The organism is Marinobacter piscis (genome assembly GCF_007671655.1).
GTDB lineage: Bacteria > Pseudomonadota > Gammaproteobacteria > Pseudomonadales > Oleiphilaceae > Marinobacter > Marinobacter piscensis.
The window spans coordinates 462,948-485,141 of record NZ_VCGX01000003.1 but is presented as its reverse complement, the minus strand read 5'-3'; the positions used below and the strand labels follow the sequence as shown (position 1 = coordinate 485,141).

The following is a 22,194-nucleotide window of genomic DNA, read 5'->3' as shown; positions in this document are numbered from 1 at the left end:
CGATGGCCCCTCGCTCACCCGCAGGCAAGCCATCACCAGCACCACAAGGCAGGGCTAATGACGGCAGATACCATTACCGCAGCTGATATCCGCATCAATGCGCGTTGGCTGATTCCCATTGAACCATCCGGAGCTGTACTGGAGCATCAGGCCGTTATTATCCAGGGCACCCGCATTGCCGCTATTTTGCCGATACCGGATGCAGACCGTGAAGTCCACGCCCGCGAAGTGATAGATCTTCCGGATCATGTTGTGATGCCCGGGCTGATCAACATGCATGGCCACGCAGCCATGTCCCTGTTCCGGGGCCTGGCGGACGACCTGCCCCTGATGTCATGGCTGAACGACCACATCTGGCCCGCAGAAGGTCGCTTTGTCAGTGAACAGTTTATTGCTGACGGCACTCAACTGGCGATGGCAGAAATGCTGCGAACCGGCACCACCACTTTCTCGGACATGTACTTTTTCCCGGAAATTGTGGCCCAGATAGCCCATGACAGTGGTATGCGCGCGCAGGTGTGCTTTCCACTTCTGGATTTTCCAACAGTATGGGGAGCCGGTCCGGAGGAGTACCTGAGTAAAGGCGAGGCGCTGATCAATACATGGAAAGACAGCAGCTACATTATGCCTGCCATCGGACCTCATGCGCCCTACACGGTCTCGGACGCTCCCCTGGTGGAGGCCAGGGAACTCTCCGAAAAAACCGGCGCCCGGTTACAGATTCACCTTCATGAAACGGCTTTTGAGGTTGCCGACGCCATAGAAACCCGGGGGCAGCGTCCTGCGGAGCGTCTTGCAGCGCTTGGCGTTCTGGGCACAAACACCCAGTGCGTCCATATGACTCAGGTCAGCGACCAGGATATCTCGCTGCTTGCAGACTCTGGTGCCCATGTCATTCACTGCCCCGAATCCAACCTCAAGCTTGCCAGTGGTCTTTGCCCTGCCCACCGTTTATGGCAGGAAGGCGTGAATCTTGCGCTGGGCACAGATGGCGCTGCCAGTAATAATGACCTGGACCTGTTTGGCGAAGCCCGCACCGCGGCAATGGTTGCAAAAGCCGTTGCTAACGATGCCTCTGCGCTCACAGCGCATCAGGCCTTACAGATGGCTACCCTGAACGGTGCCAAAGCACTGGGGCGGGACCACGAACTGGGCTCACTGGTTGCGGGCAAACTTGCTGACATTATTGCCATAGACCTGAGCGATCCGTTTATACAACCGGTTTATGACCCTGCGTCGCATCTTGTGTACAGCAACCATGGCCGGGCTGTAAGCCATAGCTGGATCAACGGGGTACCTCAGGTGCAGGATGGCAGGTTAACCCGGATCGATGTACCCGATCTTATGCTTCGAGTTGAGGACTGGGGTGGTAAAATCCGTGCACAACAGGCCAGCTAACCGAATTCCGACAGATTGACCAGGCAGAACATACCATGACAAACCAGAACGTCGACCGTAACGAAATCGCCAAGTTTGAAGCGCTGGCCAGCCGCTGGTGGGACCCCAGCAGTGAATTCAAACCACTGCATGATATCAACCCGTTGCGACTGAACTATATTGACGAACGCGCAGCACTCGCCGGCAAGCGAGTGGCCGATATCGGCTGTGGCGGCGGACTGCTCTCCGAAGGCATGGCACTGCGTGGCGCGCACGTCACGGGAATTGATATGGGCGAAGCGCCTTTGGCTGTTGCCCGCTTACACGGCCTGGAAAGCGGTATTGAAGTAGATTACCGGCAGACCACTGTTGAAGAACTGGCCCGGGATCCAGAGCATGCCGGCCAATATGACGTTGTCACCTGCCTGGAAATGCTGGAGCACGTACCCGACCCGGGATCAATTATCAAAGCCTGTGCAGCCTTGCTTAAACCAGGGGGGCACTTGTTTGTATCCACCATCAACCGGAACCCGAAGTCCTTTCTGTTTGCCATTGTTGGTGCGGAATACATGCTTAACATGCTCCCTAAAGGCACCCACGAATGGAAAAAATTTATCCGCCCGTCAGAAATGTCGGACTACCTTCGCCACGCGGGTCTGGATGTCCGTGAGCTCACCGGCATGACTTATAACCCCATTACCCGGTCTTACAAGCTTGGCCGGGATGTGGATGTAAACTACCTGATGCATGCCCGGGATGTCCGTGATCACTGAACAACCGTCAGCCGTACTGTTTGACCTGGATGGCACCCTCATAGACACAGCACCGGACTTCATCCGCTGCCTGAACCTGCTGCGCCAGCAACACGGACTGTCTGCGCTGCCGGCAGAGCAGATAAGACGCTCTGTATCCGATGGTGCCCGGGCGATGATACGGGTTGGCTTTGGCCTGGAACCGGAGCATCCGGACTTCTCAGGCAAGCACACCGCGTTTCTGGACTTGTACGAAGCGGGCGTTGCGGTTGAAACCCGGCTTTTTGAAGGTATGAACCCTCTGCTTCTGTCGCTGGAGCAAAGGGGTATCCCATGGGGCATTGTAACCAACAAACCCGAGCGTTTTGCCGCCCCGCTGATTCAGGCGCTCGGCCTGGCAGACCGCTGTGCTTCGCTGGTGTGCCCCGACCATGTGACAGACCGTAAGCCACATCCGGAATCGCTTTTTCTCGCCTGCACCCAAATCGGAGCTGCGCCGGAACAGACGGTGTATGTGGGGGATCATCAGAGAGACATCGAAGCCGGTCGCAATGCCCGTATGAAAACCATTGCAGTACGTTATGGTTATATTGAGGAGCCTGAGACCGTTGACCTATGGCAAGCAGACATTGTTGCCGACACCGTCAGTGATCTTGCAAAACTGTTACACTAACGGGCTTCTGAAACTGATCTATTCTGACCTTATTAAGTCTGACACGGAGACAGGTTATGCAAGACTATCAGGCACCCGCTGATCTTCTGAAGGACCGCATTATACTGGTAACAGGCGCGGGCAGCGGAATTGGCCGCACGGCTGCGAAAACCTACGCAGCACACGGTGCCACTGTCATTCTTGTAGGGCGCACAGTTAGCAAGCTGGAATCGGTCTACGATGAAATCGAAGCTGCAGGCCACCCAAAGCCGGCCATTGTGCCCATGAACTTTGAAGGTGCCGCGGTAAAAGACTATGAAGAACTGGCCATGACTCTGGAAGACAATTTCGGGAAGCTCGATGGCCTGCTGCACAACGCGGGCATCCTGGGCGATCGTAGTCCAGTGGAAACGTACGATCCGGAGCTCTGGACCAAGGTCATGCACGTAAACGCTACGGCGCCGTTTCTGCTAAGCCGGGCAATGATCCCGCTGCTGCGCAAATCAGACGCCGCATCGGTCATCTTTACCTCGTCTGGCGTTGGTCGCACAGCCAAAGCTTACTGGGGTGCTTATGCTGTTTCCAAGTTTGCGGTAGAAGGCCTGAGCCAGCTTCTGGCCGATGAGCTGGAAGACGATCAGCATAATGTACGGGTGAACAGCCTGAACCCGGGCGCCACCCGAACCAATATGCGGGCCCATGCCTATCCGGCAGAAAACCCGCAACACAATCCGGCTCCGGACGAGCTCATGCCGGTTTACCTGTACCTGATGGGTAATGACAGTGCGGATGTAAATGGCCAGCAAATCGACGCCCAGCCAAAGTAATGGAACTGATCTTCTACACCACGTCGCAATGCCACCTGTGTGAACTTGCCGAAGCCCTGCTGGTGAATACTCCCATGCCTGCGCCGATTCCGGTTGATGTGGTGGACATTGCGCAATCAGAAGAACTCACCGAACGGTACGGCACCCGGATTCCGGTACTCCGCCGGAACGATACCGGACACGAACTCGACTGGCCGTTCACCCGGGACCAGTTACTCACGTTTCTGCAATGAGGAACTATCTGCCATGTTAATGGTTATCTCTCCCGCTAAAACGCTCGACTATGAGAGCCCCTTAGCAACCGAAACCTTTACACAGCCAGATTTTCTCGACGACGCCTGCGAGTTGGTAGACCAGCTGAAAGAACTGGAGCCGCATCACATCAGCAACCTGATGAGCGTGAGCGACAAGCTGGGCCAGCTCAACGCAGAGCGCTTCCGGAACTGGCACACCCCTTTCACGCCCGAGAACGCGCGCCAGGCCATTCTGGCCTTCAAGGGAGATGTTTACACAGGCCTGGATGCTGAAAGCTTCAGTGAGCAGGACTTCAGCTTCGCGCAAAAACACCTGCGCATGCTGTCCGGACTTTACGGACTCCTTAAGCCACTGGATCTGATGCAGCCCTACCGGCTGGAAATGGGGACAAAGTTTGAGAACAAACGTGGCAAAGATCTGTATGCATTCTGGGGCGACCGCCTTACCCAGGAGACCAATCGTCTGCTGGCTCAGGATGACGGAGTGTTGATCAACCTCGCATCTAACGAATACTTCAGGAGTCTGAAGAAAAAGGAGCTTGAAGGACGGCTGATCACCCCCCAGTTTAAAGACTGGAAGAATGGCCAGTACAAAATCATCAGCTTCTACGCGAAAAAGGCCCGCGGCCTGATGTGCCGTTACGCCATCCAGAACCGTATAACGGATGCGAACAACCTCAAGGACTTCGACCTGGATGGCTATTACTTCAGCGAGGAACAGTCCGACGAAAACAACTGGGTGTTTCTCCGGGATGAACAGTAATCCAGGTTAATAACCGGAGCGAATCATGAGCGAAGCAGTTTTTTCACAGTTAGCCATGTTGGTACTTCTGACAGGGCTTATTGGCTGGATGGGATTCATTGTCTGGGATCTGGCCAAAAAATCAAAAGCCGGCAAGTTCGGCACCCTCGCCCTGTTCACTGTGCTGGGTGCCGGAGTGGTCGGCTTCATTGTAAAAACCGTACTCGTAGAGATCATGCAAATATGAAAGACAAGGACCGAACCTGATGTGGTTTCGTAACGCCCGCGTTTTCCGTTTTACCAAACCGTTCAACATCTCTGCAGAAGAGCTGGAAGAGAAGCTCAGCGGCGATGCATTCAAGCCCTGTGGCCCTCAGGAAATCACGCGTCAGGGGTGGGTGCCCCCTCTTGGCAAGCACGGCGAACAGCTGGTGCACAGTGCTAATGGTTATCACCTGATTGCCTTGCGCAAAGAAGAAAAAATTCTGCCCGGACCAGTGATCAAAGAAGCGGTTGAAGAAAAAGCCGAGATGATTGAGGTTGAGCAGGGCCGCAAGGTACGCCGCAAAGAAAAAGACGAAATCAAGGAGCAGGTCACGCTGGAAATGCTGCCCCAGGCATTTTCGCGCAACCGCCGGAGTTTTGCGTACCTGGCTCCCGAGGATGGTGTACTGGTTGTCGACGCCGGTTCCGCCAAGCAAGCGGAAGATCTGGCCTCAACCCTGCGCAAGAGCCTGGGTTCACTTCCCGTTCGTCCGCCTGCTGTGGAGCAGGCTCCCGCTTTTACCTTCACCGGATGGCTTAATGAGACCATCGACCTGCCAGGCATGATCGCGCTGGGTGATGAGTGTGAGCTGAAAGATCCATCTGAAGATGGTGGCGTGGTTCGCTGTAAAGGACTGGATCTGAAGGCAGACGAAATCCGTAATCACCTGGACGCGGGCATGCAGGTTACCAGACTGGCAGTAACCTGGGATGACAACGTGTCCTTTGTTCTGGATGAAGAACTGGGTATCCGCCGCCTGAAGTTCGGAGAAACACTCCAGGACCAGCTGGATGATGTAGATACAGATGACGCCGTCGCAAAGTTTGACGCCGCCTTCACTCTCATGACACTTGAGCTGTCGAAGCTGATCCCGGGGCTCCTGGAAGCCCTGGGGGGCGAAGATCGTTCCGCCATTGTTGAAGAGTAATTACAAGCGCCGCTGACGCCTTTAACAACAAAGGTTTCAGCGGCCGCCCTTGCCTCCCAGGCGCTCTTTCTGCCAGTCATTTGCAGGCTCATTCAGTACCAGCCGCAAATCCATCACTTCTTCCTCTATATTGTATTTGATCTCAAAACCAAGCTGCTCAGCCAACTGCAACATCGGACGGTTGTCGGGCAGGACATCGCCCACCATTTCGACCGTTCCGCGGGCGCGGCAGTAGTCGATCATTTTCTGCATCAGGGCAACACCCAGGCCTTCACCTTTCATTTTGTCGTGCACCATAACCGCAAACTCGCAACGCAGGTTGTCGGCGTCTGTCCAGGTTCTCACAGTTCCAAGCGTTTCTTCGCCATCACCGTCCTCTTTGGGCGCATTAGCAATGAATACCATCTCACGGTCGTAATCTATCTGCACCATCTGGGCAACGTCTTCCCGGGAGAAGTGCTTGCGGAACTGAAAGAACCGATACCGGATGGATTCCGGTGACTGAAGCTCATGAAATGCCCGGTGCGATGGCTCATCCTGCGCAAGCGCCGGGCGGATAATGACCCGGCGGCCTGATTTAGGTAATACCAGCCACTCTTCCAGCTCTCTGGGGTAAGGCTGAATGATGGGTTTTCCGGGAATATCAGAAAGATTGATTGCCACATTAACTGCCACGGCGCCCTGCTCGTTGAACAGCAGCGGCGAGATTTCCAGGCCGCGAATCTCCGGGATATCGATCACAATCTGGGACAGGGTTACAAGCGTTTCTGAAACCGCCCTGATATCCGTTTCCGGCTTCAGGCTGTGTTCTCTTAGCAGCTTATACATGTATGTGCGCCGCAACAGTTCGCGGGCGAGCACCATGTTCAGAGGTGGCAGAGCTATCTGGCGATCCGTGATCACGTTTATATGGGCACCGGAAGCGCCACAGACCACTAGAGGGCCGAACTGGGCGTCTCTGGTGATCCCGACACTGAACTCGATACCACCCACATGCTGATACGACCATTGCATCGCAAAACCCAGAAAGACGCTGTCGGGAAAGTGCTTCTGGAACTCAGCGTACAAATTGTTACAGGCTTCGATGATTGCCGCTTCTGTGTTCAGCTTTTGCGCTGTTCCCTTATAACGTCGCTGTGCCACAGTCAGATCGACAAAGGGATGACAGGCTTCCTCATGAATAAGGGTTACATCCACCGGGCGACGCTCTACAGAGAAGGCCTCAAGCACTTCATCAATGTCATCACAGTACACAGTTTCAATAGCATTAATGCCATAATCACGGATTACATCCCTGGCTTCGCGACTCGACAGATGTTTCCGTCCGGACTGGAGCGCTTCCAGAACCACGCGCCGGGTTTGCACACGATCTGAAAAATGGTCAGTAAAGGATTCAGGAGTTTCGGTCAGCAGCCGCTGAACCCGCTGGTGGCGCACATGCTGCATGAACGCCATCACAGCCTTTTCCGGGTTAAAGAACGACGGTAACCCGGCCCGATAAAACTCGTCACGCGCCTCCATCACGGTACTTTGCCCCAGCCAGCAGGTGAATATGTTCAGCCGGGTTCCTTTGGCAGCCTGCACAACCGCATCGGCAATCTGCAAGCTGTCTTCGGTCAGACTGGGTGCATATAGCACAAGCACGTTGGCTACTTCCGGATCTTTCGCCAGAATTTTTATGGCCTTGGCGTAGAGCTCAGGCGACGCATCATAGTTAAGATCGATAGGATTTTTGCGGGTCCAGTACGGAGGTAACAATTCTGCCAGAGCATTCATACTGGAATCCGACAAGCGGGCAAGCTCCCCGCCCAAGTCTGCCAGCCGATCCACGGCCAGCACGCCGGGGCCTACACCGTTAGCCATTATAGCCAGGGTCTCACGGCGCAGCGGACGCATACGGGTGAGCGTTTCAAGCGCATCAAACATCTGCCCAAGCCCGTCCACCCGCAACACACCGGCGCGTTGCAGCATTGCATCATATATGGGGTCTGTACGCCGGACACCCTCCGGTAACTCATGGGGCAGCCATTCAGACTCAGGCACCCTGCCGGACTTTACAGCAATGACCGGCTTTGTTTTTGATGCCACCCGTACAGCTGACATAAACCGCCCCGCATTTGGAATATGTTCAATATGCAGGAGAATAGCCCGGGTCTGCGTATCCTGAGCAAGGTAGTCAATCAGATCATCCTGATCAATGTCCATGCTATCGCCAAGTGTAAGAAAGTAAGAAAACCCAACCCCTCGGGCAAAGGCCCAGTCAATCACGGTACTTGCGATGGTTCCGGACTGGCCAACAAACGCCACACGGCCGGGAAGCACGCCCATGTGTGCGTATGTGGCGTTCAGGCTTCTGCCCGGTACCATCAGCCCGATGGTATTCGGACCCAACACTCTGATTCCGGTTTCCTTTGCGGCATCCCTCACGGAATACATCAGTGGTCGGCCGGTTTTACTGTGAGTCCGGGACATCCCGCCGGTCATTACAATCGCTGTGCGCACACCTGCTTCACCCAGTCGCCGGATAGTTCTGGTTACGGTTTCCGGTGGTGTACAGACAATGGCCAGGTTGGGTACAAAATCCATTTTGGATACCTTGCTGACACAGGGCACCCCGTGGACGTTGTCATAGTCATTCTGGTTAACCACCAGAAGCCGGCCCGGGTAACCACCGCTCATAAGGTTCCGCAAAACCATGCCGCCAAGGTTGTTTGCCCGCTCCGACGCCCCTATCACTGCGATGGAGGCTGGGTTGAACAAACTTTCCAGATATCGGGTGCTCAAGCTAACTCTCCTCGGATTGTTGTTTACCTTATCTTATGCATTGAGGAACAGATGTGAAATGCTTTCTGCTCTCATACGACCAAAGAAACTCGGCGATAGCGGATGATCCCTGATAAGATTACTGAAAATACAAGTATAGCCGGGGGCGTTCGGAGATTTATGACCACCGCATTTTTTTCCCACGATGATTACATGAAACATGATATGGGCCCCGAGCACCCTGAAAGCCCGGCGCGCCTGGCTGCGATTATCAGCTATATAGCCGACACCGGAATAGCGCAAAAGCTTGACTGGGTGCGCCCTGACGAGATCACTCACGACCAGCTGTTAAGCGTGCATCCGGAACGCTACCTGCAACAACTCAACATGATGCAGCCGACACGAGGGCGGGTATTCACTGACCCTGACACGGCAATGATGCCACATACCTTACACGCAGCAAGGCTGGCAGCAGGTGCCAATATTCAGGCGGTGGATATGGTCATGAGCAGTCAGGTAACCAACGCATTTGTGTGTGCCCGCCCTCCCGGCCATCACGCTGAGCGCAGCAAGTCCATGGGGTTCTGCTTTTATAACAATATTGCCCTGGCGGCGATGCGCGCACTCAATTTTCATCACCTTGAGCGGGTCGCCATTGTTGATTTTGACGTTCATCAGGGCAATGGTACGGTCGATATAGTCAGCGGAGACGAGCGCATACTGATGTGCTCCAGCTTCCAGCACCCGCTATTCCCCCATTCCCACGTACACCGGCAGGCCGATAATATCGTCAACATTCCATTGGAAGAGAACTGCTCCTCTGCAGACTATCGCAGGCAGGTAGAAGCCGGCTGGGTTAAGCGCCTGAACGCCTTCAAACCCCAGGTTATTCTGGTATCCGCAGGGTTTGATGGCCACCGCTGCGACCCAATGGCAGAGCTGAACCTGGAAACGGAAGATTACCGGTGGCTCACGGAAATGCTGGCAGAGATTGCAAGCGAGCACAGTAACGACAGAATTATCTCCACGCTGGAGGGTGGTTATCACCTGAAATCCCTGGCAGAAAGCGTAAATGCCCACCTGGAAGTGCTCACTTCCGTTTATTAAAACGACGGCATCTGAGGAAAGCTATCAACCTGCTGGCGCACCGCCATAGCTGCTGGCCTGCTGTAGCTGTGGGAGGTCCCCCTCGCGCTGTATACGGATTGTTGTTCGCCGGTTCTCAGCGGGTCGGCCAGACACGGGATACTGATCGCCATGCGCCCTCACAGTAATCAGGTCCGGATCAACGCCCCTGTTTTTCAGGTGCTGTGCAACCACATTAGCACGCTCTTCCGCGAGTGCGCGGTTATCAATACGGCTTCCGATACGGTCTGTGTGCCCGTCAACAAACACTCGCTCTACAGTTGGGTCAGCCATCAAGTAGGCAACAATATTATCCAGTTGAGCCCTGTCCGCATCAGACAGTCTCTTGCTGGCAGTGGCAAACCGTATTTGCGAGCGTTGGATCTGGTCAATATTGACGGGTAATAAGTTTGATGCACAGGACCGATAGCGTTGAAATTTCCCATCGAAATTAATACTGGACACCTGCACCCGAACCGGACTGTCATCATACCAGGCAGCCCGTGTGAGGGTTGGCCGCATACCCTTCAAAAGCCCCTGCGCAAGAATAACGGCTTGTCGGGTTTCAAGCGTTACCTGCCGACGGCCTTCGGTAACCGTTACCTTGCCCACCGGCTTGGGAGCAACACCCGGCCGCCATGCGGGTGCCTCTACAACCAAAGATCCGCGCCCGGGGCGCATTAAATAAGATTCGGATTCCAGGAAGAATGAAAGCTTTTCGCCCGCCCTGTGCCGGAAAACCGCCCGGCCGTATCCTGGAACCTCGTGTACCAGTGAACACTCAAACACAGACTCTGCAAGATACCACTGGCTGTTGGAGATTCCTGCCCCAAAACTTTCCGCCAAACCCGTGGCTGGTTGCAACAGAGACAACGCCAGTGTCCCCGACAATACCTGTAGCTTTTTAATTAAAGGAAGCGCCATAGCAGCCAGACCGTTATGTTACGGATATTTGGTGGTTTCTCCGGGTAACGGCAAATATCCGGCGTTCTTTAGGCAACACCTGCAAAAACAATCACCAGCGCCTTCTGCTATACTCTTCCGGATTTTTCAGGGTCCACAGGTCTTCCACCGTGAACGCGACTGCAGTGGCTCCATTTCAGTTCTTTGAAGACAGCGTGAAAATCAGCCCATGACTGAACAACTTACTATTGTGCGCCCCGATGACTGGCACCTGCACGTTCGTGATGGCGACGTGCTCAAGGACGTTGTACCTGCAACTGCAGCCTGCTTCGGACGAGCCATCATAATGCCGAACCTTGTCCCCCCGGTGACCACTTTGGCGAAGGCTGAAGACTACCGTGAACGCATCCAGGCCGCAGGTAACGGCACTGGTTTCCAGCCTTTGATGACTCTTTATCTGACCGAGACCACAACCCGCGAAGATATCCTTGAAGCACGTGCCGGGGGCATTGTTGCTGCCAAGCTGTATCCGGCAGGCGCCACCACTAACTCTGCCTCGGGCGTTCAGGACATCCGCAACATCTATCCGGTACTGGAAGCCATGGCTGAGTGCGGCATGCTGCTGCTTGTTCATGGCGAGGTTACGGATCCCGACATTGATATTTTTGACCGGGAGAAACGGTTTCTGGAGCGCGTACTGGCCCCTACCCTGGAGGCCTTTCCCAACCTGAAGGTTGTGCTTGAACACATCACCACTGCAGACTCTGCAGAGTTTGTCCGCGGCTACTCTGGCAATAACCTGGGAGCAACTCTCACCCCGCAGCATCTGATGTATAACCGTAATCACATGCTGGTGGGCGGAATGCGCCCTCACCTGTACTGCCTCCCTATTCTGAAGCGTAGCCGACACCAGCAGGCTCTGCGGGACGCCCTTGTCAGCGGCGACACGCGTTTTTTCCTGGGAACAGACTCTGCCCCCCATTCCAAAGATAAAAAAGAAGCTGCTTGCGGCTGTGCAGGCTGTTACTCAGCCTATGGCGCAATCGGACTCTATGCAGATATCTTTGAAGAGCTTGGCATTCTGGATAAACTGGAAGCCTTTGCCAGCCTGAACGGGGCAGATTTTTACGGACTGCCACGTAACACAGACACAATTACCCTGGTGAGAAACCCCTGGACAATGCCGGATGAATTACCGTTGGCAGGTGGTACCATTGTGCCCCTGAAAGCCGGGGAAACCATTAACTGGCGCCTGGCATAAAGCAACCTTCCATTACCTTACAATCGGCCAAGACCGGAGCTTTAGTGACTGAAGAAAACACTCAACCGCACCCTATGTCCCGCAGATTCCGCGGTTTTTTACCCGTTGTGGTCGATGTAGAAACAGGCGGATTCAATCCGGAGCGTGATGCTCTGCTGGAAATTGCAGCCGTAATGCTGACCATGGATGACGATGGCCGCCTGCGGCGTACTGAAACCCATGTGCAACAGATTGACCCGTTTGATGGTGCCAATCTGGAACAGTCCGCACTGGATTTTACCGGTATTGACCCCTGGGACCCCCAGCGTGAAGCTGTTCCGGAACGTGAAGGCCTGAGTGAAATCTTCAGGCCGATCCGTAAGTCCGTAAAGGCCCATAACTGCAAACGGGCAGTGCTGGTTGGCCACAATGCAACCTTTGACCATAACTTCGTGTTTTCCGCGGCCATGCGGGCAGAGATCGGCCGGAATCCTTTCCACCCGTTTTCTACGTTCGACACCGCAACACTGGCAGGTGTTGCCTATGGTCACACGGTTTTAGCGCAAGCCTGCAAACTGGCGGGCATTCCCTTCGATAGCAAGGAAGCCCATTCCGCTGCTTACGATGCGGAGAAAACAGCGGATCTGTTCTGCGGCATTGTTAACCGCTGGCAGGAGCTGGGCGGTTTTCCGCCTCCTGTTATACAGGAAACAGACAAGTAACCTGCCCTCCCCCCCCCAAACCGGCTACTGGCAGGCTTGGGGGAGCAGTCTTTTCAGCACCTCTCCACTTACCAGTGAATACCTCGCATAACGGCCGCAAAGGCCACCTGCTCACTGGATACCGCAGGCTTTTCCACGACAGTGCCACCAACCGCGGGGGACGTATCCGGGAACATGCGATACCCGGTGTTCATGACAATTTCACCCACCTTGGGTGCCAAAGCATGCAGAACCTGAGCGAATACCCCCAGACGCGTCGCAATGCGTTTCGGCCGGTCAATAATCGCGTTGGTTACCATCTCCGCTGCCTCTTCCGGCGTCAGTGTCGGTACAGAGTCGTAAATTTTTGTGGGGGCTATCATCGGCGTTTTCACCAGCGGCATGTTAATGGTGGTGAACGTGACATTGCGGTCTGACCACTCAGAGGCTGCACAGCGGCTGAAAGAATCGAGTGCAGATTTTGACGCCACATACGCGGAAAAACGCGGTGCGTTAGTGAGCACGCCAATAGACGAGAGGTTAACCACGTGCCCGCGTCTGCGCTCCAGCATCGACGGGGCAAACCCCATAATCAGCCGCACAGCGCCAAAATAGTTCAGCTGCATCGTACGCTCAAAATCGTGAAAACGATCAAATGATAACGACAGTGAACGACGGATGGAGCGTCCGGCATTGTTCACCAGCACATCCACATGATTGTGGTTATCCAGCACCGTTTGCACAAACCGGTCGCAATCCTCCATGTCGGAAAAATCGCACTGGTAAGCATGTACGCTGCCACCTCTGGCCTCCAGGGACGCTGCCACCTCAGCCAGCCTCTCCTTTTTACGGGCGCCAATCACCAGGACAGCCCCGGCTTCAGCGAGTTTTTCAGCCGTTGCCAGGCCAATACCGGACGTTGCTCCAGTGACCACACATACCTTGCCTTCTACTGTGCCTTTCAATGTCCGGTCCCTGAACAAATCCGGGTCCATATTGCGCTCCCAGTAGTCCCAGATAACCGGTGCGTAATCCACAAGGCGGGGAACCTCTATATCCGTTCCCTGCAGCGCTCTCTCTGCTTCACGGGCATCAAACCGGGTCGGGTAGTTGATAAAAGAGAGTACAGAAGGTGGAATCCCCATATCATCCAGAACTGCGGTGGTTAAGCGCTTAACCGGCGGCAGGTTTTTCAGGCTCTGGCGGATGAAGGGCGGAACAAAACCGAACATGCGGGAATCTATACGCATCGCCATTTTAGGGGCATGGCCTGCTTCGCAGAATATATTGAGAATCTCACCGACTTTATACGGGTCCGGGTCCACCAGGTGGAAGCATTTGCCATCCTCGCCTTCCAGGTGCGCAATATGGTCCATAGCACTGACCACAAAATCCACTGGCACAATATTAAGACGGCCACCCTCCACTCCGATTGTCGGCACCCACTGGGGCAGCGTGCGACGAATCTTCTGGATCATCTTGAAGAAATAATATGGCCCGTCAACCTTGTCCATTTCGCCTGTTTCGGAGTGGCCAATCACCATGCCCGGGCGGTAGATACGAAACGGCACTTTGCATTCTTCACGGACAACCTTTTCAGATTCATGCTTGGTCGCCAGATACGGATGATCAAGCTTTCCGGCCTCTTCAAACATGTCCTCGCGAAACGTACCCTTAAACAGTCCCGCAGCCGCAATGGATGAAACATGATGGAAGTGTCCGGCCTTCATCGCCCCGGCAGCATTGACGGCTGCCCGGGTGCCTTCAATATTTGTGCTCTGCTGGGCTTCTTCACTGGCACTCATATCGTAGACGGCCGCTAAATGGAAAAAGTGGTCGACTTTCCCACTCAGAGCCCCCAGGGTTCTTGCTTCAATCCCCAGGTTTTCACTGGTCAGATCACCAATCACTGCCTTTACCCGCGACTCATCGACTCCCCAGCGCTCGCGCAGCGCCTCAAGCTTATCCAGGGACTGTTCCCGTACAAGGATATGCACAGTGCCGCCGCGAGCCAGTAGCTTCTCTACCAGAAAGCGACCTATAAACCCGGTACCACCCGTCAGAAAGTAATTCATTGATAATCCATCCTGTCTGGTCTTCTATTTTTATTTGTCCTTGAAAATGATTGTAGTTCATTCTCTTTTTTAAGGCTGCCCTAACCCTCATTGTACTTAAGTGCAATACTCATGTATCGCCTCTTTAATGAAACAGTACGCCAGCAATGCGATAATCCGGAACTAACAGCCGTTTACGGCGTCTACTCCTTTCACAAACCGTTCAACATCCGGAAGCTGAACATGCAAAATGAAAACCCTAATGCAGAACGCTATATCGCCATTGCCCGCGCCTGTCTGAAAGCTATCAACGACACTGCCAGAGACAGCGGCGACAGAGAGCAAAAAATCCAGGCGGTGTATGAAGCCATCGACAACGCATTCCAGGCCGAATTTGCGGATTACCGTCAGTCAGTCGCCATTATGGCAACCGTGCTCGAGCGTATTGCCTCCGGCGAACTCGATGGCCAGAAAGCTGCAGAACTGGCTCGCAAAACTATTGACCAGCAACCACAAGCCAGCCGCAATTCTGCGGTGCACTGACGTACCGCAAGCCACTCAAAATCGGGTCACCGACAGCAACACGGTACCATTTCCAAACGGATAGCAGAGGCCCTATGCACACCAGTTCTCCTATGAATACTCCTGTACAGATGCTGGCAGCAACCACGCTTGCACTGTTTTTCCTTTTATTCAGTTCGCTCTCTACAGCCTCTCAAACACCAGACAAGAGCCCGAACGATAACAACGAATACCGTTTCATCGAGCTGGATAATGGTTTGCGTGCCATGCTGGTATCCGATAAACAGGCAGAAAAAGCGGCAGCGTCGATGAACGTTGCCGTTGGCAGCGGTGATGATCCGCAGGAGCGGGAAGGCCTTGCCCACTTTCTGGAGCACATGTTGTTTCTTGGCACTGAAAAGTACCCGGAATCCGGGGAGTATCAGCAGTTCATTAAAAGCCACGGAGGCAGCCACAACGCGTTTACCGCCTTTCGCAACACCAATTACTTCTTTGATATTCAGGCGGGTTACCTGGAGCCCGCTCTGGATCGTTTTGCCCAACAGTTTGCCGCCCCGTTATTTACCGCCGAACTGGTGGACCGCGAGCGTAACGCCGTTCACTCCGAGTTCAGTGCCAAGCAGAAAGAAGACGGGCGCCGCTTTTATTCCGTTAAAAAAGCCGCCAGCAATCCAGAGCACGCCTTTCATCAATTCGCTGTGGGCAACCTGACGACACTGGAAAACACGGACAGCAACCCTCTCCGGCCAGACCTGATCAAATTCTGGGAAAACCGCTACTCCGCCAACCTGATGACTCTGGCGGTGTATGGTCCGCAGTCGCTGGACACACTTGAATCCATGGTGCGATCACGTTTTGACGCCATCGACAACCGTAACCTGGAACCTCGGGAACACTCCGCCCCTTTGCTAAACACCAGTGACCTTCCAGCCAAAGTGACGGCAGAAGCACTCAAGGATGTGCGCCGGCTGACTCTGTCGTTCCCGATACCATCGCAGCATGCGAACTACCGCACCAAACCCGCCAGCTACGTTGCAAACCTGCTCGGCCATGAAGGGCCAGGCAGCCTGTTTAATGTACTCAAGAAAAATGGCCTGGCGGATAGCCTGTCCGCAGGCATTGGTATGGATACGGGTGAAAACGCGACACTGGATATCACCATCGCCCTCACCCCCGAAGGACTGGCCAGACACGAAGAAATTCTGCCGCTGATTTTCAACTACATCGACATTATTTCTGAACAGGGCATCAGCCGGGACCGTTTTGAAGAAATGCAGCAGCTGGCCCGGATTGATTTTCGCTTCCGGGAGCAGAGCGAGCCCATGCACGAGGTTATGCGCCTTTCCAGTCAGCTTCAGGATTACCCCGCAGATGACATCCTCAGCGCCCCCTGGCTGATGGAGCGTTACGCGCCGGAGCAGTACCGGGACATTCTTTCACGCTTAACCCCCGATAACATGATGGCCTATTTACTGGCCCCCCAGCCAGAGCTGGAAAACCCAGCACTGACCCAGTGGTACGAGACGCCCTGGCAAATTGAGCCGCTGAACGTAGAAAACCTCCGGACCAGTGCTCCGGAGCCGCTGGTCAGCTCACTCCGCCTGCCTGCACCCAACCCGTTTGTGCCCGAAAAGCTGGCCATGGTGCCGGGTGACACCATGAATAAGCCAGAACGTCTCAGCGATAATGACATGGCGGTATGGGTAGCACGCGACACCCGCTTTAATACACCCAGAGCCAACGTATTTTTAAGCCTGCGTACCCCGGCAGCCCGGGTATCTGCTCGCAGCCATGTGCTTACCCAATTGCTTGTAGACAGCATCAACAACAACCTCAATGCGTGGGCCTACTCGGCGCGCCTTGCGGGCCTGGATTATCGCATTTACCCGCACCTGCGCGGCATCACAGTGCGCGTGGGAGGCTACAACGATAAGCTTCATACGTTAATGAACCGCATCCTCATGCAGGTTGCAGCACCCGATATAACCCGGCAGAGGTTCGATATCGCAAGACAGAACATGATAGACAGCCTGCAAAACAAAGCGAAAGACCGCCCGGTCCAACAGACTTCAGAGCTCATCCAGACAGCCCTTCTTGAAGATACCTGGAGTACTGAAGACAAACTCAAAGCCGCAAAAGAGGTAACCCTGGAAGAGCTCAAATCGTTCTCAAAGGCACTGCTCTCGGAAGTGGACCCAGTGTTGCTGGCACATGGCAACATCACACAGGCCTATGCCCTCAACCTGGCCCGACAGATTGACGCCATTGTTCTGGGGCAGAGCGACTTTGTCACAGTTGAGCGTAGCCATGTACGTAAACTACCCGCTGGTGAGATGCAGGTATCGCTGAATGTAGACCACCCGGATACCGGATATACACTTTATGCCCAGGGTGAAAACACCCGTTTTGCAGAACGTGCCCGCTTCCGCTTGCTGGCACAGATTATAAGCAGCCCGTTTTATCAGAACATTCGAACCACACGACAGCTTGGCTATATTGTGTACGCCACACCGTTTGAAATGCTCGAAACACCGGCTCTGGGCTTTGTTGTGCAGTCGCCATCGGCCAGCGTAAGCGATATAGACCAGGCCATCCGGGAATTCGCAACCGGCTTTGAAACCACCCTCAACAACCTGAGCGAAGAACGCCTGGAGCGTGAAAAGCAGGCAGTAATCAGCAACATCATGGAGCAGGAACGCCAGCTGGGCGACATTTCCGGGCGTTACTGGCGGGAAATTGATCGGGGCGCGACGGACTTCGACTCCCGCGAAAAACTCGTCAAGGCGGTAGAAGCCACGACTCTGGAAGATCTTCAGGCTACCTATTCCTCGGCAGTATTGAACCGTGAGCACGCACTGCGTGCAGTCACGGGTGGCGAAGGTATGAGTGCAGACAAAGCCCGTGAGCGACTGCTTCAACAACCGCCGGTAACGGCAAAGTAACCTGCTGGTATAGCCCTCTTACGTCAGACAGGAGACTGGCGCTGAAAACGCGCCCAGTCCTCCGGTTCGTCCACATCCCATCGGGGCTCGAGCAGGCCAACGCAAAGCCCCAGCTCCTGTAGCCGGTTACGGGTCTGTTCCAGAGCGCTTGCTGTCCCCCACTCGATGCCATCGAGCATATGCGGGATCACCCGGCGCGCACCAATCAGCACATAACCACCATCATCCGAGGGCCCCAAAACCACATCGTGTGCCTGTAACATAGCGATGGCCTGGTGCACATAGTCCGGCTCGACCGAGGGGCAGTCACTACCCACAATCATTGCAAGAGAGTAGTGCTCCAGGCCTGTACCCAATGCATCCAGCATGCGCTGGCCCAGGTCGTCACCTCGCTGTACTTTTTGCACCACACCTCGCTGCTCAATATCGCGAACAAGCCCACTCGCAGCCGCCGGAACCGACGCTTGCTCTCTGTCCCACCAGAATTGCACCGTCGGGCCGGCATCACACAGGTTGCTGAGCACGGTCTGCGTGAGCGTGATATGGGCATCCAGCGCTCCGGACACGCCCAGCGCGGGAACCAGACGCGTTTTTACCCGGCCAGCTTCCGGCCATTTGGCAAACTGCATTAGTACGGCATCGCGAGAATCAGTCTGTTGCATTACGAACATCCGAGCGGTAAGAGTGAGCGAGAATTTCGGGCGCCTCTCCGCGCCAGTATCGCCAGCGCAAACGCCACATCAGAAAAATGGTGCGCCAGACACCACCCTGCTCCCAACGACGGCTGTCGGTAATGACGGGATAGCGGATGCAGTAAGGACGAGAGACCCGCCGAAGCCGCCTGGAGAACTCGATATCCTCCATAAGGGGCTGGTTGGCAAATCCGCCCAGCGCCTCAAAAACTTCTCGACGTATAAACAGCGCCTGATCGCCTGTACAGATTCCTGTTAACCGCGAACGCTGGTTCATAAACCAGGCAATCACCGGGAACAGGGCTCCGTTGCCATTCAGGCTCACATTAAAACGGCCCCAGGCACGGGAGCTTTGGAAAAACGCACCCAGACAATCCAACGCATTTGAAGGAAGGCGGGTATCGGCATGCAGGAAAAGCAAAAGACCACCACTGGCGACGGCGGCGCCGGCATTCATCTGAGCGGCCCTGCCCTTCTCTGCCTGAACTACATGATCTGCAAGCGGGCGCGCCAGCTCAGCCGTTCCGTCTGTGCTGCCGGCATCCACAACAATCACCTCGTGACCTGCGTGGCGCAACGGCTGCAAAGCCGCAAGCGTGTCCTCAACGCCCGCGGCCTCCATCCAGACTGGCACAACAACACTTAACGAAAAAAGGTCCGACAAAACCTGCTCCCTACACCAGCAAAAAACACCACGATACCTTGAGCCTGAAGCTTCAGATCGCTATCATACCGACCTTCTCAGAAATACGCCTCCGTAGCTCATCTGGATAGAGCGTCCCCCTCCTAAGGGGAAGGTAGCAGGTTCGAGTCCTGCCGGGGGTACCACTCAGTCATTCAATAAACTCCCTCTCCTTCACTTTACTCCGCACGCGTAAGTGCCTTTACCCATGCTCGCGCCAATGCCAGCGGGATAAAATACTAATAATAAAGCAGTAATGGCGACTGAAACCGGTTCAACATCAGACTGAGCTGTCGTGCTATATCCACTACAGGGAGCGTTAGGTAATGCCATCTTTCAGAGGCAGAGGGCTACTCCTCTTATCGACTGGGTTCATACTGGGTTTACTGGGGTTTGTGGTTTATCAGGGGGAATCCGCCACGGCGTTTTTTTCCGGATTACAACAAACTGTTGCCTATGGCACCGGCTGGCTGCTTATCTTCATTATGAACGCGGCTTTGCTGTTCGCACTTTACCTGCTGTTTACCCCACTGGCTAAGGTCCGCCTTGGTGGCCCGGATGCCCGGCCTGAGTTCAGCAATTTCGACTGGATCGGTATGTTGTTTGCTGCTGGTATGGGTATTGGATTGCTTTTTTACAGCGTATCCGAGCCTCTTCAGCACTACGCATCTTTTCGCCCATATAGCGGTAACAATGCCCAGGCCGCCCGCATTTCTATGGAAATGACTTTTCTGCACTGGGGCCTGCACCCTTGGAGCATTTACGCTCTGGTGGGCTTAACCCTGGGTTTTTTCCATTATAACACCGGGCATAAACTGAGTTTTGAGGCGCCGTTACAGGAATTGATGTCGCCAGCGCGGGCACGCAGATGGGGTTGGATTGCCAACTTTGCGGCTGTGGTAGGTACGTTGTTCGGCATCACGTCTTCATTGGGCCTTGGCGCCAGTCAGGCCAGTGCGGGAATCGCGCAGCTAAGCGGCATTCAAGCCAGCTCCAACCTGAACCTGGCGGTCATTACTGTCGTGTGCATTGTGGCAATGATCAGTGTGCTGAGTGGGTTAGGTAATGGCGTACGCATACTAAGTAAACTGAACCTGCTGGTTGCCGGTTGCCTGATACTGTTTGTACTTTTTGCCGGAGAAACATTATTCGTGGTCCGGGCACTTGGCGAACATATGGGTGCCTACATCAACGATCTACCCAGGCTATCTACCTGGAACGAAACCTACACAGGCACCAACTGGCAGTCAAAATGGACCGTATTCTACTGGAGTTGGTGGATATCCTGGTCACCCTTTGTGGGCATGTTCATCGCCAAAGTTTCCTGGGGCCGAACCGTTCGCCAATACCTTCTGGGTGTCCTGTTGGTGCCGGCCACGTTCAACTTTTTGTGGATGACCGTATTTGGCAGCAATGCGCTTTACCTGGAGTTGTTTGCAAACGCAAATTTTGCCGAGCTGGTCAGCAATGCCCCCAGCGAAAGCCTTTACCGTCTGCTTGATTATCTCCCACTAGCTACGCTGACCACAGCGATCGCAGTGATGGTTGTACTGGTGTTCTTTGTAACGTCGGCGGACTCGGGTGCGCTGGTAATCGCCACACTGACGTCTAATGGCAACGAACCAAGTTGGCGGCAGCGCTTTTTCTGGGTGGCCAGCGTCGGCCTGGTAACAGCTTTCCTGATGAACGCAGGGGGACTGGAGGCACTGCAATCTGCGGCCATTGCCAGTGGATTGCCCTTCAGCCTATTGTTGCTGGCGTTTATACCGGCACTGTTAATTGCACTGAAACGTCCCTTTGTACAGCCGCCCAGGCTACATAAACCATCGACTGCAACTGAAAAAAGTACGGATTAGGCTGCGGCTTTATCAGCTTCCGTGGCCGGCTATCTGCCAGAGATGCATGATGCCGGCCTGTTATTGTAGCGAGTACTCAGCTGATTACATCGGGGGTTTCGGGCAGTATCTGACCACCATCCACTACCAACGACTGGCCAGTAATGTACTTCGCTTCTTCTGAGGCAAAGAAGCAAACGGTTGCGCCGATATCCTCTGGTTCACCCAGCCTTTTCATCGGCACAGCTTTGGCACCCTGCTCACTTAAAACACCCAGCTCTTTTTTCAGGCTCTCTGTTGCAATCATCCCTGGCTGAACTGAGTTTACGGTAATGTTATGGGGAGCCCCCTCAAGTGCAGCGCTGCGCATAAACCCGAGAATGCCTGCTTTGGTTGCGCCATAAATCGAACCGCCAGGATATCCGGTAATGTCACCGGTAATGGAGGAGGTCAGAATAATGCGACCATAATTCTGGTTTTTCATGGCAGCCAAAACCGGTTTTACTGTGAAGAAGATTCCTTTGAGGTTAATATTTTGAATCTTTTCCCAGTCTGCCTCTGTCATGTCTGCGATCGACACTTCCGGGTAAATACCGGTATTTGCCGCCAGCACATCAATTCTGTTGTGTTTCTGAATAATTTTCTGAACAACATCATTGATATTATCGCTATCGGTCACGTCCATTTTATAGAACTCACCGCCTGCATCCCGGGCCGCTGTTTCTCCTGCTTGCTCATCGATATCGCACACCATAACTCTGGCTCCGGCGTTGGCCAGTGTTTTTACGATGCCATTACCTATACCGTTTGCCCCGCCGGTAACTAAAGCAATTTTATCTTTTAATTCAAACATATAGTTAATCCTCCTTTTGAACTGACTCATCTGGAGGATACTACAACTGCTGCTGATATACCTTCAAACCTGTGGCTTATGCTTA

General features: G+C 54.3%; 20 protein-coding genes and 1 tRNA gene. 15 read left to right on the top strand and 6 right to left on the bottom strand.

Going from position 1 to position 22,194, the window contains the following annotated elements; genetic code table 11:
• Positions 1 to 57 precede the first annotated feature (57 nt).
• From FFI95_RS13090 to rdgC, 8 genes are read left to right on the top strand one after another with little or no spacing between them, the layout of a single operon-like run.
• Positions 58 to 1,398, top strand: coding sequence for a TRZ/ATZ family hydrolase (locus tag FFI95_RS13090; protein WP_144823208.1), 1,341 nt, complete (start codon positions 58 to 60; stop codon positions 1,396 to 1,398).
• 35 nt (positions 1,399 to 1,433) lie between these two features.
• Complete coding sequence (ubiG, locus tag FFI95_RS13085; RefSeq protein ID WP_144823206.1) at positions 1,434 to 2,150, top strand: bifunctional 2-polyprenyl-6-hydroxyphenol methylase/3-demethylubiquinol 3-O-methyltransferase UbiG; 717 nt, start codon at positions 1,434 to 1,436, stop codon at positions 2,148 to 2,150.
• On the top strand, positions 2,140 to 2,802 hold the full coding sequence (locus FFI95_RS13080; protein WP_246069512.1) for an HAD family hydrolase: 663 nt from the start codon (positions 2,140 to 2,142) through the stop codon (positions 2,800 to 2,802). Before ubiG ends, FFI95_RS13080 begins: the two co-directional genes overlap by 11 nt.
• Positions 2,803 to 2,858: 56 nt before the next feature.
• Complete coding sequence (locus FFI95_RS13075; protein WP_144823203.1) at positions 2,859 to 3,608, top strand: YciK family oxidoreductase; 750 nt, start codon at positions 2,859 to 2,861, stop codon at positions 3,606 to 3,608.
• Complete coding sequence (locus FFI95_RS13070) at positions 3,608 to 3,841, top strand: glutaredoxin family protein (RefSeq protein ID WP_144823201.1); 234 nt, start codon at positions 3,608 to 3,610, stop codon at positions 3,839 to 3,841. Before FFI95_RS13075 ends, FFI95_RS13070 begins: the two co-directional genes overlap by 1 nt.
• A gap of 13 nt (positions 3,842 to 3,854) precedes the next feature.
• The gene (gene yaaA / locus FFI95_RS13065; RefSeq protein WP_144823199.1) at positions 3,855 to 4,625 is read left to right on the top strand and encodes a peroxide stress protein YaaA; all 771 of its coding nucleotides are present in this window, start codon (positions 3,855 to 3,857) and stop codon (positions 4,623 to 4,625) included.
• 25 nt (positions 4,626 to 4,650) lie between these two features.
• Entirely contained in the window at positions 4,651 to 4,851 is a 201-nt protein-coding gene (locus FFI95_RS13060) for a DUF2788 domain-containing protein (RefSeq protein WP_144823197.1), read from the top strand.
• Positions 4,852 to 4,870: 19 nt separating this feature from the next.
• Positions 4,871 to 5,797: a recombination-associated protein RdgC gene (gene rdgC, locus FFI95_RS13055; RefSeq protein WP_144823195.1), complete on the top strand. Its 927-nt coding sequence runs from the start codon at positions 4,871 to 4,873 to the stop codon at positions 5,795 to 5,797.
• Positions 5,798 to 5,833: 36 nt separating this feature from the next.
• Here rdgC and FFI95_RS13050 read toward each other — a convergent pair whose 3' ends face one another.
• The gene (locus FFI95_RS13050) at positions 5,834 to 8,581 is read right to left on the bottom strand and encodes a bifunctional acetate--CoA ligase family protein/GNAT family N-acetyltransferase (protein WP_144823193.1); all 2,748 of its coding nucleotides are present in this window, start codon (positions 8,579 to 8,581) and stop codon (positions 5,834 to 5,836) included.
• Between the two features lie 159 nt (positions 8,582 to 8,740).
• Here FFI95_RS13050 and FFI95_RS13045 point away from each other — a divergent pair, with 159 nt between their 5' ends.
• Positions 8,741 to 9,667 carry a histone deacetylase family protein gene (locus FFI95_RS13045; RefSeq protein ID WP_144823192.1) on the top strand — a complete coding sequence of 309 codons (927 nt, stop codon included), beginning with the start codon at positions 8,741 to 8,743 and terminating at the stop codon, positions 9,665 to 9,667.
• A gap of 24 nt (positions 9,668 to 9,691) precedes the next feature.
• Here the strand turns inward: FFI95_RS13045 and FFI95_RS13040 are convergent, their stop codons facing one another.
• Positions 9,692 to 10,609 carry a flagellar protein MotY gene (locus FFI95_RS13040; RefSeq protein WP_144823190.1) on the bottom strand — a complete coding sequence of 306 codons (918 nt, stop codon included), beginning with the start codon at positions 10,607 to 10,609 and terminating at the stop codon, positions 9,692 to 9,694.
• A 208-nt stretch (positions 10,610 to 10,817) separates the two neighbouring features.
• Here FFI95_RS13040 and pyrC point away from each other — a divergent pair, with 208 nt between their 5' ends.
• Both pyrC and rnt read left to right on the top strand, forming a co-directional pair.
• Complete coding sequence (gene pyrC, locus FFI95_RS13035) at positions 10,818 to 11,849, top strand: dihydroorotase (protein ID WP_144823188.1); 1,032 nt, start codon at positions 10,818 to 10,820, stop codon at positions 11,847 to 11,849.
• Between the two features lie 44 nt (positions 11,850 to 11,893).
• Positions 11,894 to 12,550, top strand: a complete 657-nt coding sequence (gene rnt / locus FFI95_RS13030) for a ribonuclease T (protein WP_144823187.1) — start codon at positions 11,894 to 11,896, stop codon at positions 12,548 to 12,550.
• A 68-nt stretch (positions 12,551 to 12,618) separates the two neighbouring features.
• Here the strand turns inward: rnt and FFI95_RS13025 are convergent, their stop codons facing one another.
• Positions 12,619 to 14,604 (bottom strand): SDR family oxidoreductase, encoded by a 1,986-nt coding sequence (locus FFI95_RS13025; protein WP_144823185.1) that lies wholly within the window; start codon positions 14,602 to 14,604, stop codon positions 12,619 to 12,621.
• Between the two features lie 222 nt (positions 14,605 to 14,826).
• On the opposite strand from FFI95_RS13025, the gene FFI95_RS13020 reads away from it, so the two are divergent.
• Positions 14,827 to 15,126, top strand: coding sequence for a hypothetical protein (locus FFI95_RS13020; protein WP_144823183.1), 300 nt, complete (start codon positions 14,827 to 14,829; stop codon positions 15,124 to 15,126).
• Positions 15,127 to 15,218: 92 nt separating this feature from the next.
• The gene (locus FFI95_RS13015; RefSeq protein ID WP_246069511.1) at positions 15,219 to 18,047 is read left to right on the top strand and encodes an insulinase family protein; all 2,829 of its coding nucleotides are present in this window, start codon (positions 15,219 to 15,221) and stop codon (positions 18,045 to 18,047) included.
• A 23-nt stretch (positions 18,048 to 18,070) separates the two neighbouring features.
• On the opposite strand, the gene FFI95_RS13010 is transcribed toward FFI95_RS13015, so the two are convergent.
• The gene (locus tag FFI95_RS13010) at positions 18,071 to 18,709 is read right to left on the bottom strand and encodes a TIGR04282 family arsenosugar biosynthesis glycosyltransferase (protein ID WP_144823180.1); all 639 of its coding nucleotides are present in this window, start codon (positions 18,707 to 18,709) and stop codon (positions 18,071 to 18,073) included.
• Positions 18,696 to 19,403, bottom strand: a complete 708-nt coding sequence (locus tag FFI95_RS13005; protein ID WP_144823178.1) for a TIGR04283 family arsenosugar biosynthesis glycosyltransferase — start codon at positions 19,401 to 19,403, stop codon at positions 18,696 to 18,698. Before FFI95_RS13005 ends, FFI95_RS13010 begins: the two co-directional genes overlap by 14 nt.
• Before the next feature lie 87 nt (positions 19,404 to 19,490).
• Here FFI95_RS13005 and FFI95_RS13000 point away from each other — a divergent pair.
• Both FFI95_RS13000 and FFI95_RS12995 read left to right on the top strand, forming a co-directional pair.
• A tRNA-Arg gene (locus tag FFI95_RS13000) sits at positions 19,491 to 19,567 on the top strand.
• Positions 19,568 to 19,747: 180 nt separating this feature from the next.
• On the top strand, positions 19,748 to 21,277 hold the full coding sequence (locus tag FFI95_RS12995; RefSeq protein ID WP_144823177.1) for a BCCT family transporter: 1,530 nt from the start codon (positions 19,748 to 19,750) through the stop codon (positions 21,275 to 21,277).
• A gap of 76 nt (positions 21,278 to 21,353) precedes the next feature.
• On the opposite strand, the gene FFI95_RS12990 is transcribed toward FFI95_RS12995, so the two are convergent.
• A complete protein-coding gene (locus FFI95_RS12990; protein ID WP_144823175.1) occupies positions 21,354 to 22,109 on the bottom strand; it encodes an SDR family oxidoreductase in 756 nt (251 codons plus the stop codon).
• Positions 22,110 to 22,194 lie beyond the last annotated feature (85 nt).

What these genes read in the sequence shown, in the direction of transcription:
- pyrC (WP_144823188.1), top strand. Translation starts at nt 10,818, where the DNA reads ATGACTGAACAACTTACTATTGTGCGCCCCGATGACTGGCACCTGCAC.
- FFI95_RS13075 (WP_144823203.1), top strand. Translation starts at nt 2,859, where the DNA reads ATGCAAGACTATCAGGCACCCGCTGATCTTCTGAAGGACCGCATTATA.
- FFI95_RS13060 (WP_144823197.1), top strand. Translation starts at nt 4,651, where the DNA reads ATGAGCGAAGCAGTTTTTTCACAGTTAGCCATGTTGGTACTTCTGACA.
- yaaA (WP_144823199.1), top strand. Translation starts at nt 3,855, where the DNA reads ATGTTAATGGTTATCTCTCCCGCTAAAACGCTCGACTATGAGAGCCCC.
- FFI95_RS13090 (WP_144823208.1), top strand. Translation starts at nt 58, where the DNA reads ATGACGGCAGATACCATTACCGCAGCTGATATCCGCATCAATGCGCGT.
- FFI95_RS13045 (WP_144823192.1), top strand. Translation starts at nt 8,741, where the DNA reads ATGACCACCGCATTTTTTTCCCACGATGATTACATGAAACATGATATG.
- FFI95_RS13025 (WP_144823185.1), bottom strand. Translation starts at nt 14,604, where the DNA reads ATGAATTACTTTCTGACGGGTGGTACCGGGTTTATAGGTCGCTTTCTG.
- rdgC (WP_144823195.1), top strand. Translation starts at nt 4,871, where the DNA reads ATGTGGTTTCGTAACGCCCGCGTTTTCCGTTTTACCAAACCGTTCAAC.
- FFI95_RS12990 (WP_144823175.1), bottom strand. Translation starts at nt 22,109, where the DNA reads ATGTTTGAATTAAAAGATAAAATTGCTTTAGTTACCGGCGGGGCAAAC.
- FFI95_RS13020 (WP_144823183.1), top strand. Translation starts at nt 14,827, where the DNA reads ATGCAAAATGAAAACCCTAATGCAGAACGCTATATCGCCATTGCCCGC.
- FFI95_RS13040 (WP_144823190.1), bottom strand. Translation starts at nt 10,609, where the DNA reads ATGGCGCTTCCTTTAATTAAAAAGCTACAGGTATTGTCGGGGACACTG.
- FFI95_RS13010 (WP_144823180.1), bottom strand. Translation starts at nt 18,709, where the DNA reads ATGCAACAGACTGATTCTCGCGATGCCGTACTAATGCAGTTTGCCAAA.
- FFI95_RS13070 (WP_144823201.1), top strand. Translation starts at nt 3,608, where the DNA reads ATGGAACTGATCTTCTACACCACGTCGCAATGCCACCTGTGTGAACTT.
- ubiG (WP_144823206.1), top strand. Translation starts at nt 1,434, where the DNA reads ATGACAAACCAGAACGTCGACCGTAACGAAATCGCCAAGTTTGAAGCG.
- FFI95_RS12995 (WP_144823177.1), top strand. Translation starts at nt 19,748, where the DNA reads ATGCCATCTTTCAGAGGCAGAGGGCTACTCCTCTTATCGACTGGGTTC.
- FFI95_RS13015 (WP_246069511.1), top strand. Translation starts at nt 15,219, where the DNA reads ATGAATACTCCTGTACAGATGCTGGCAGCAACCACGCTTGCACTGTTT.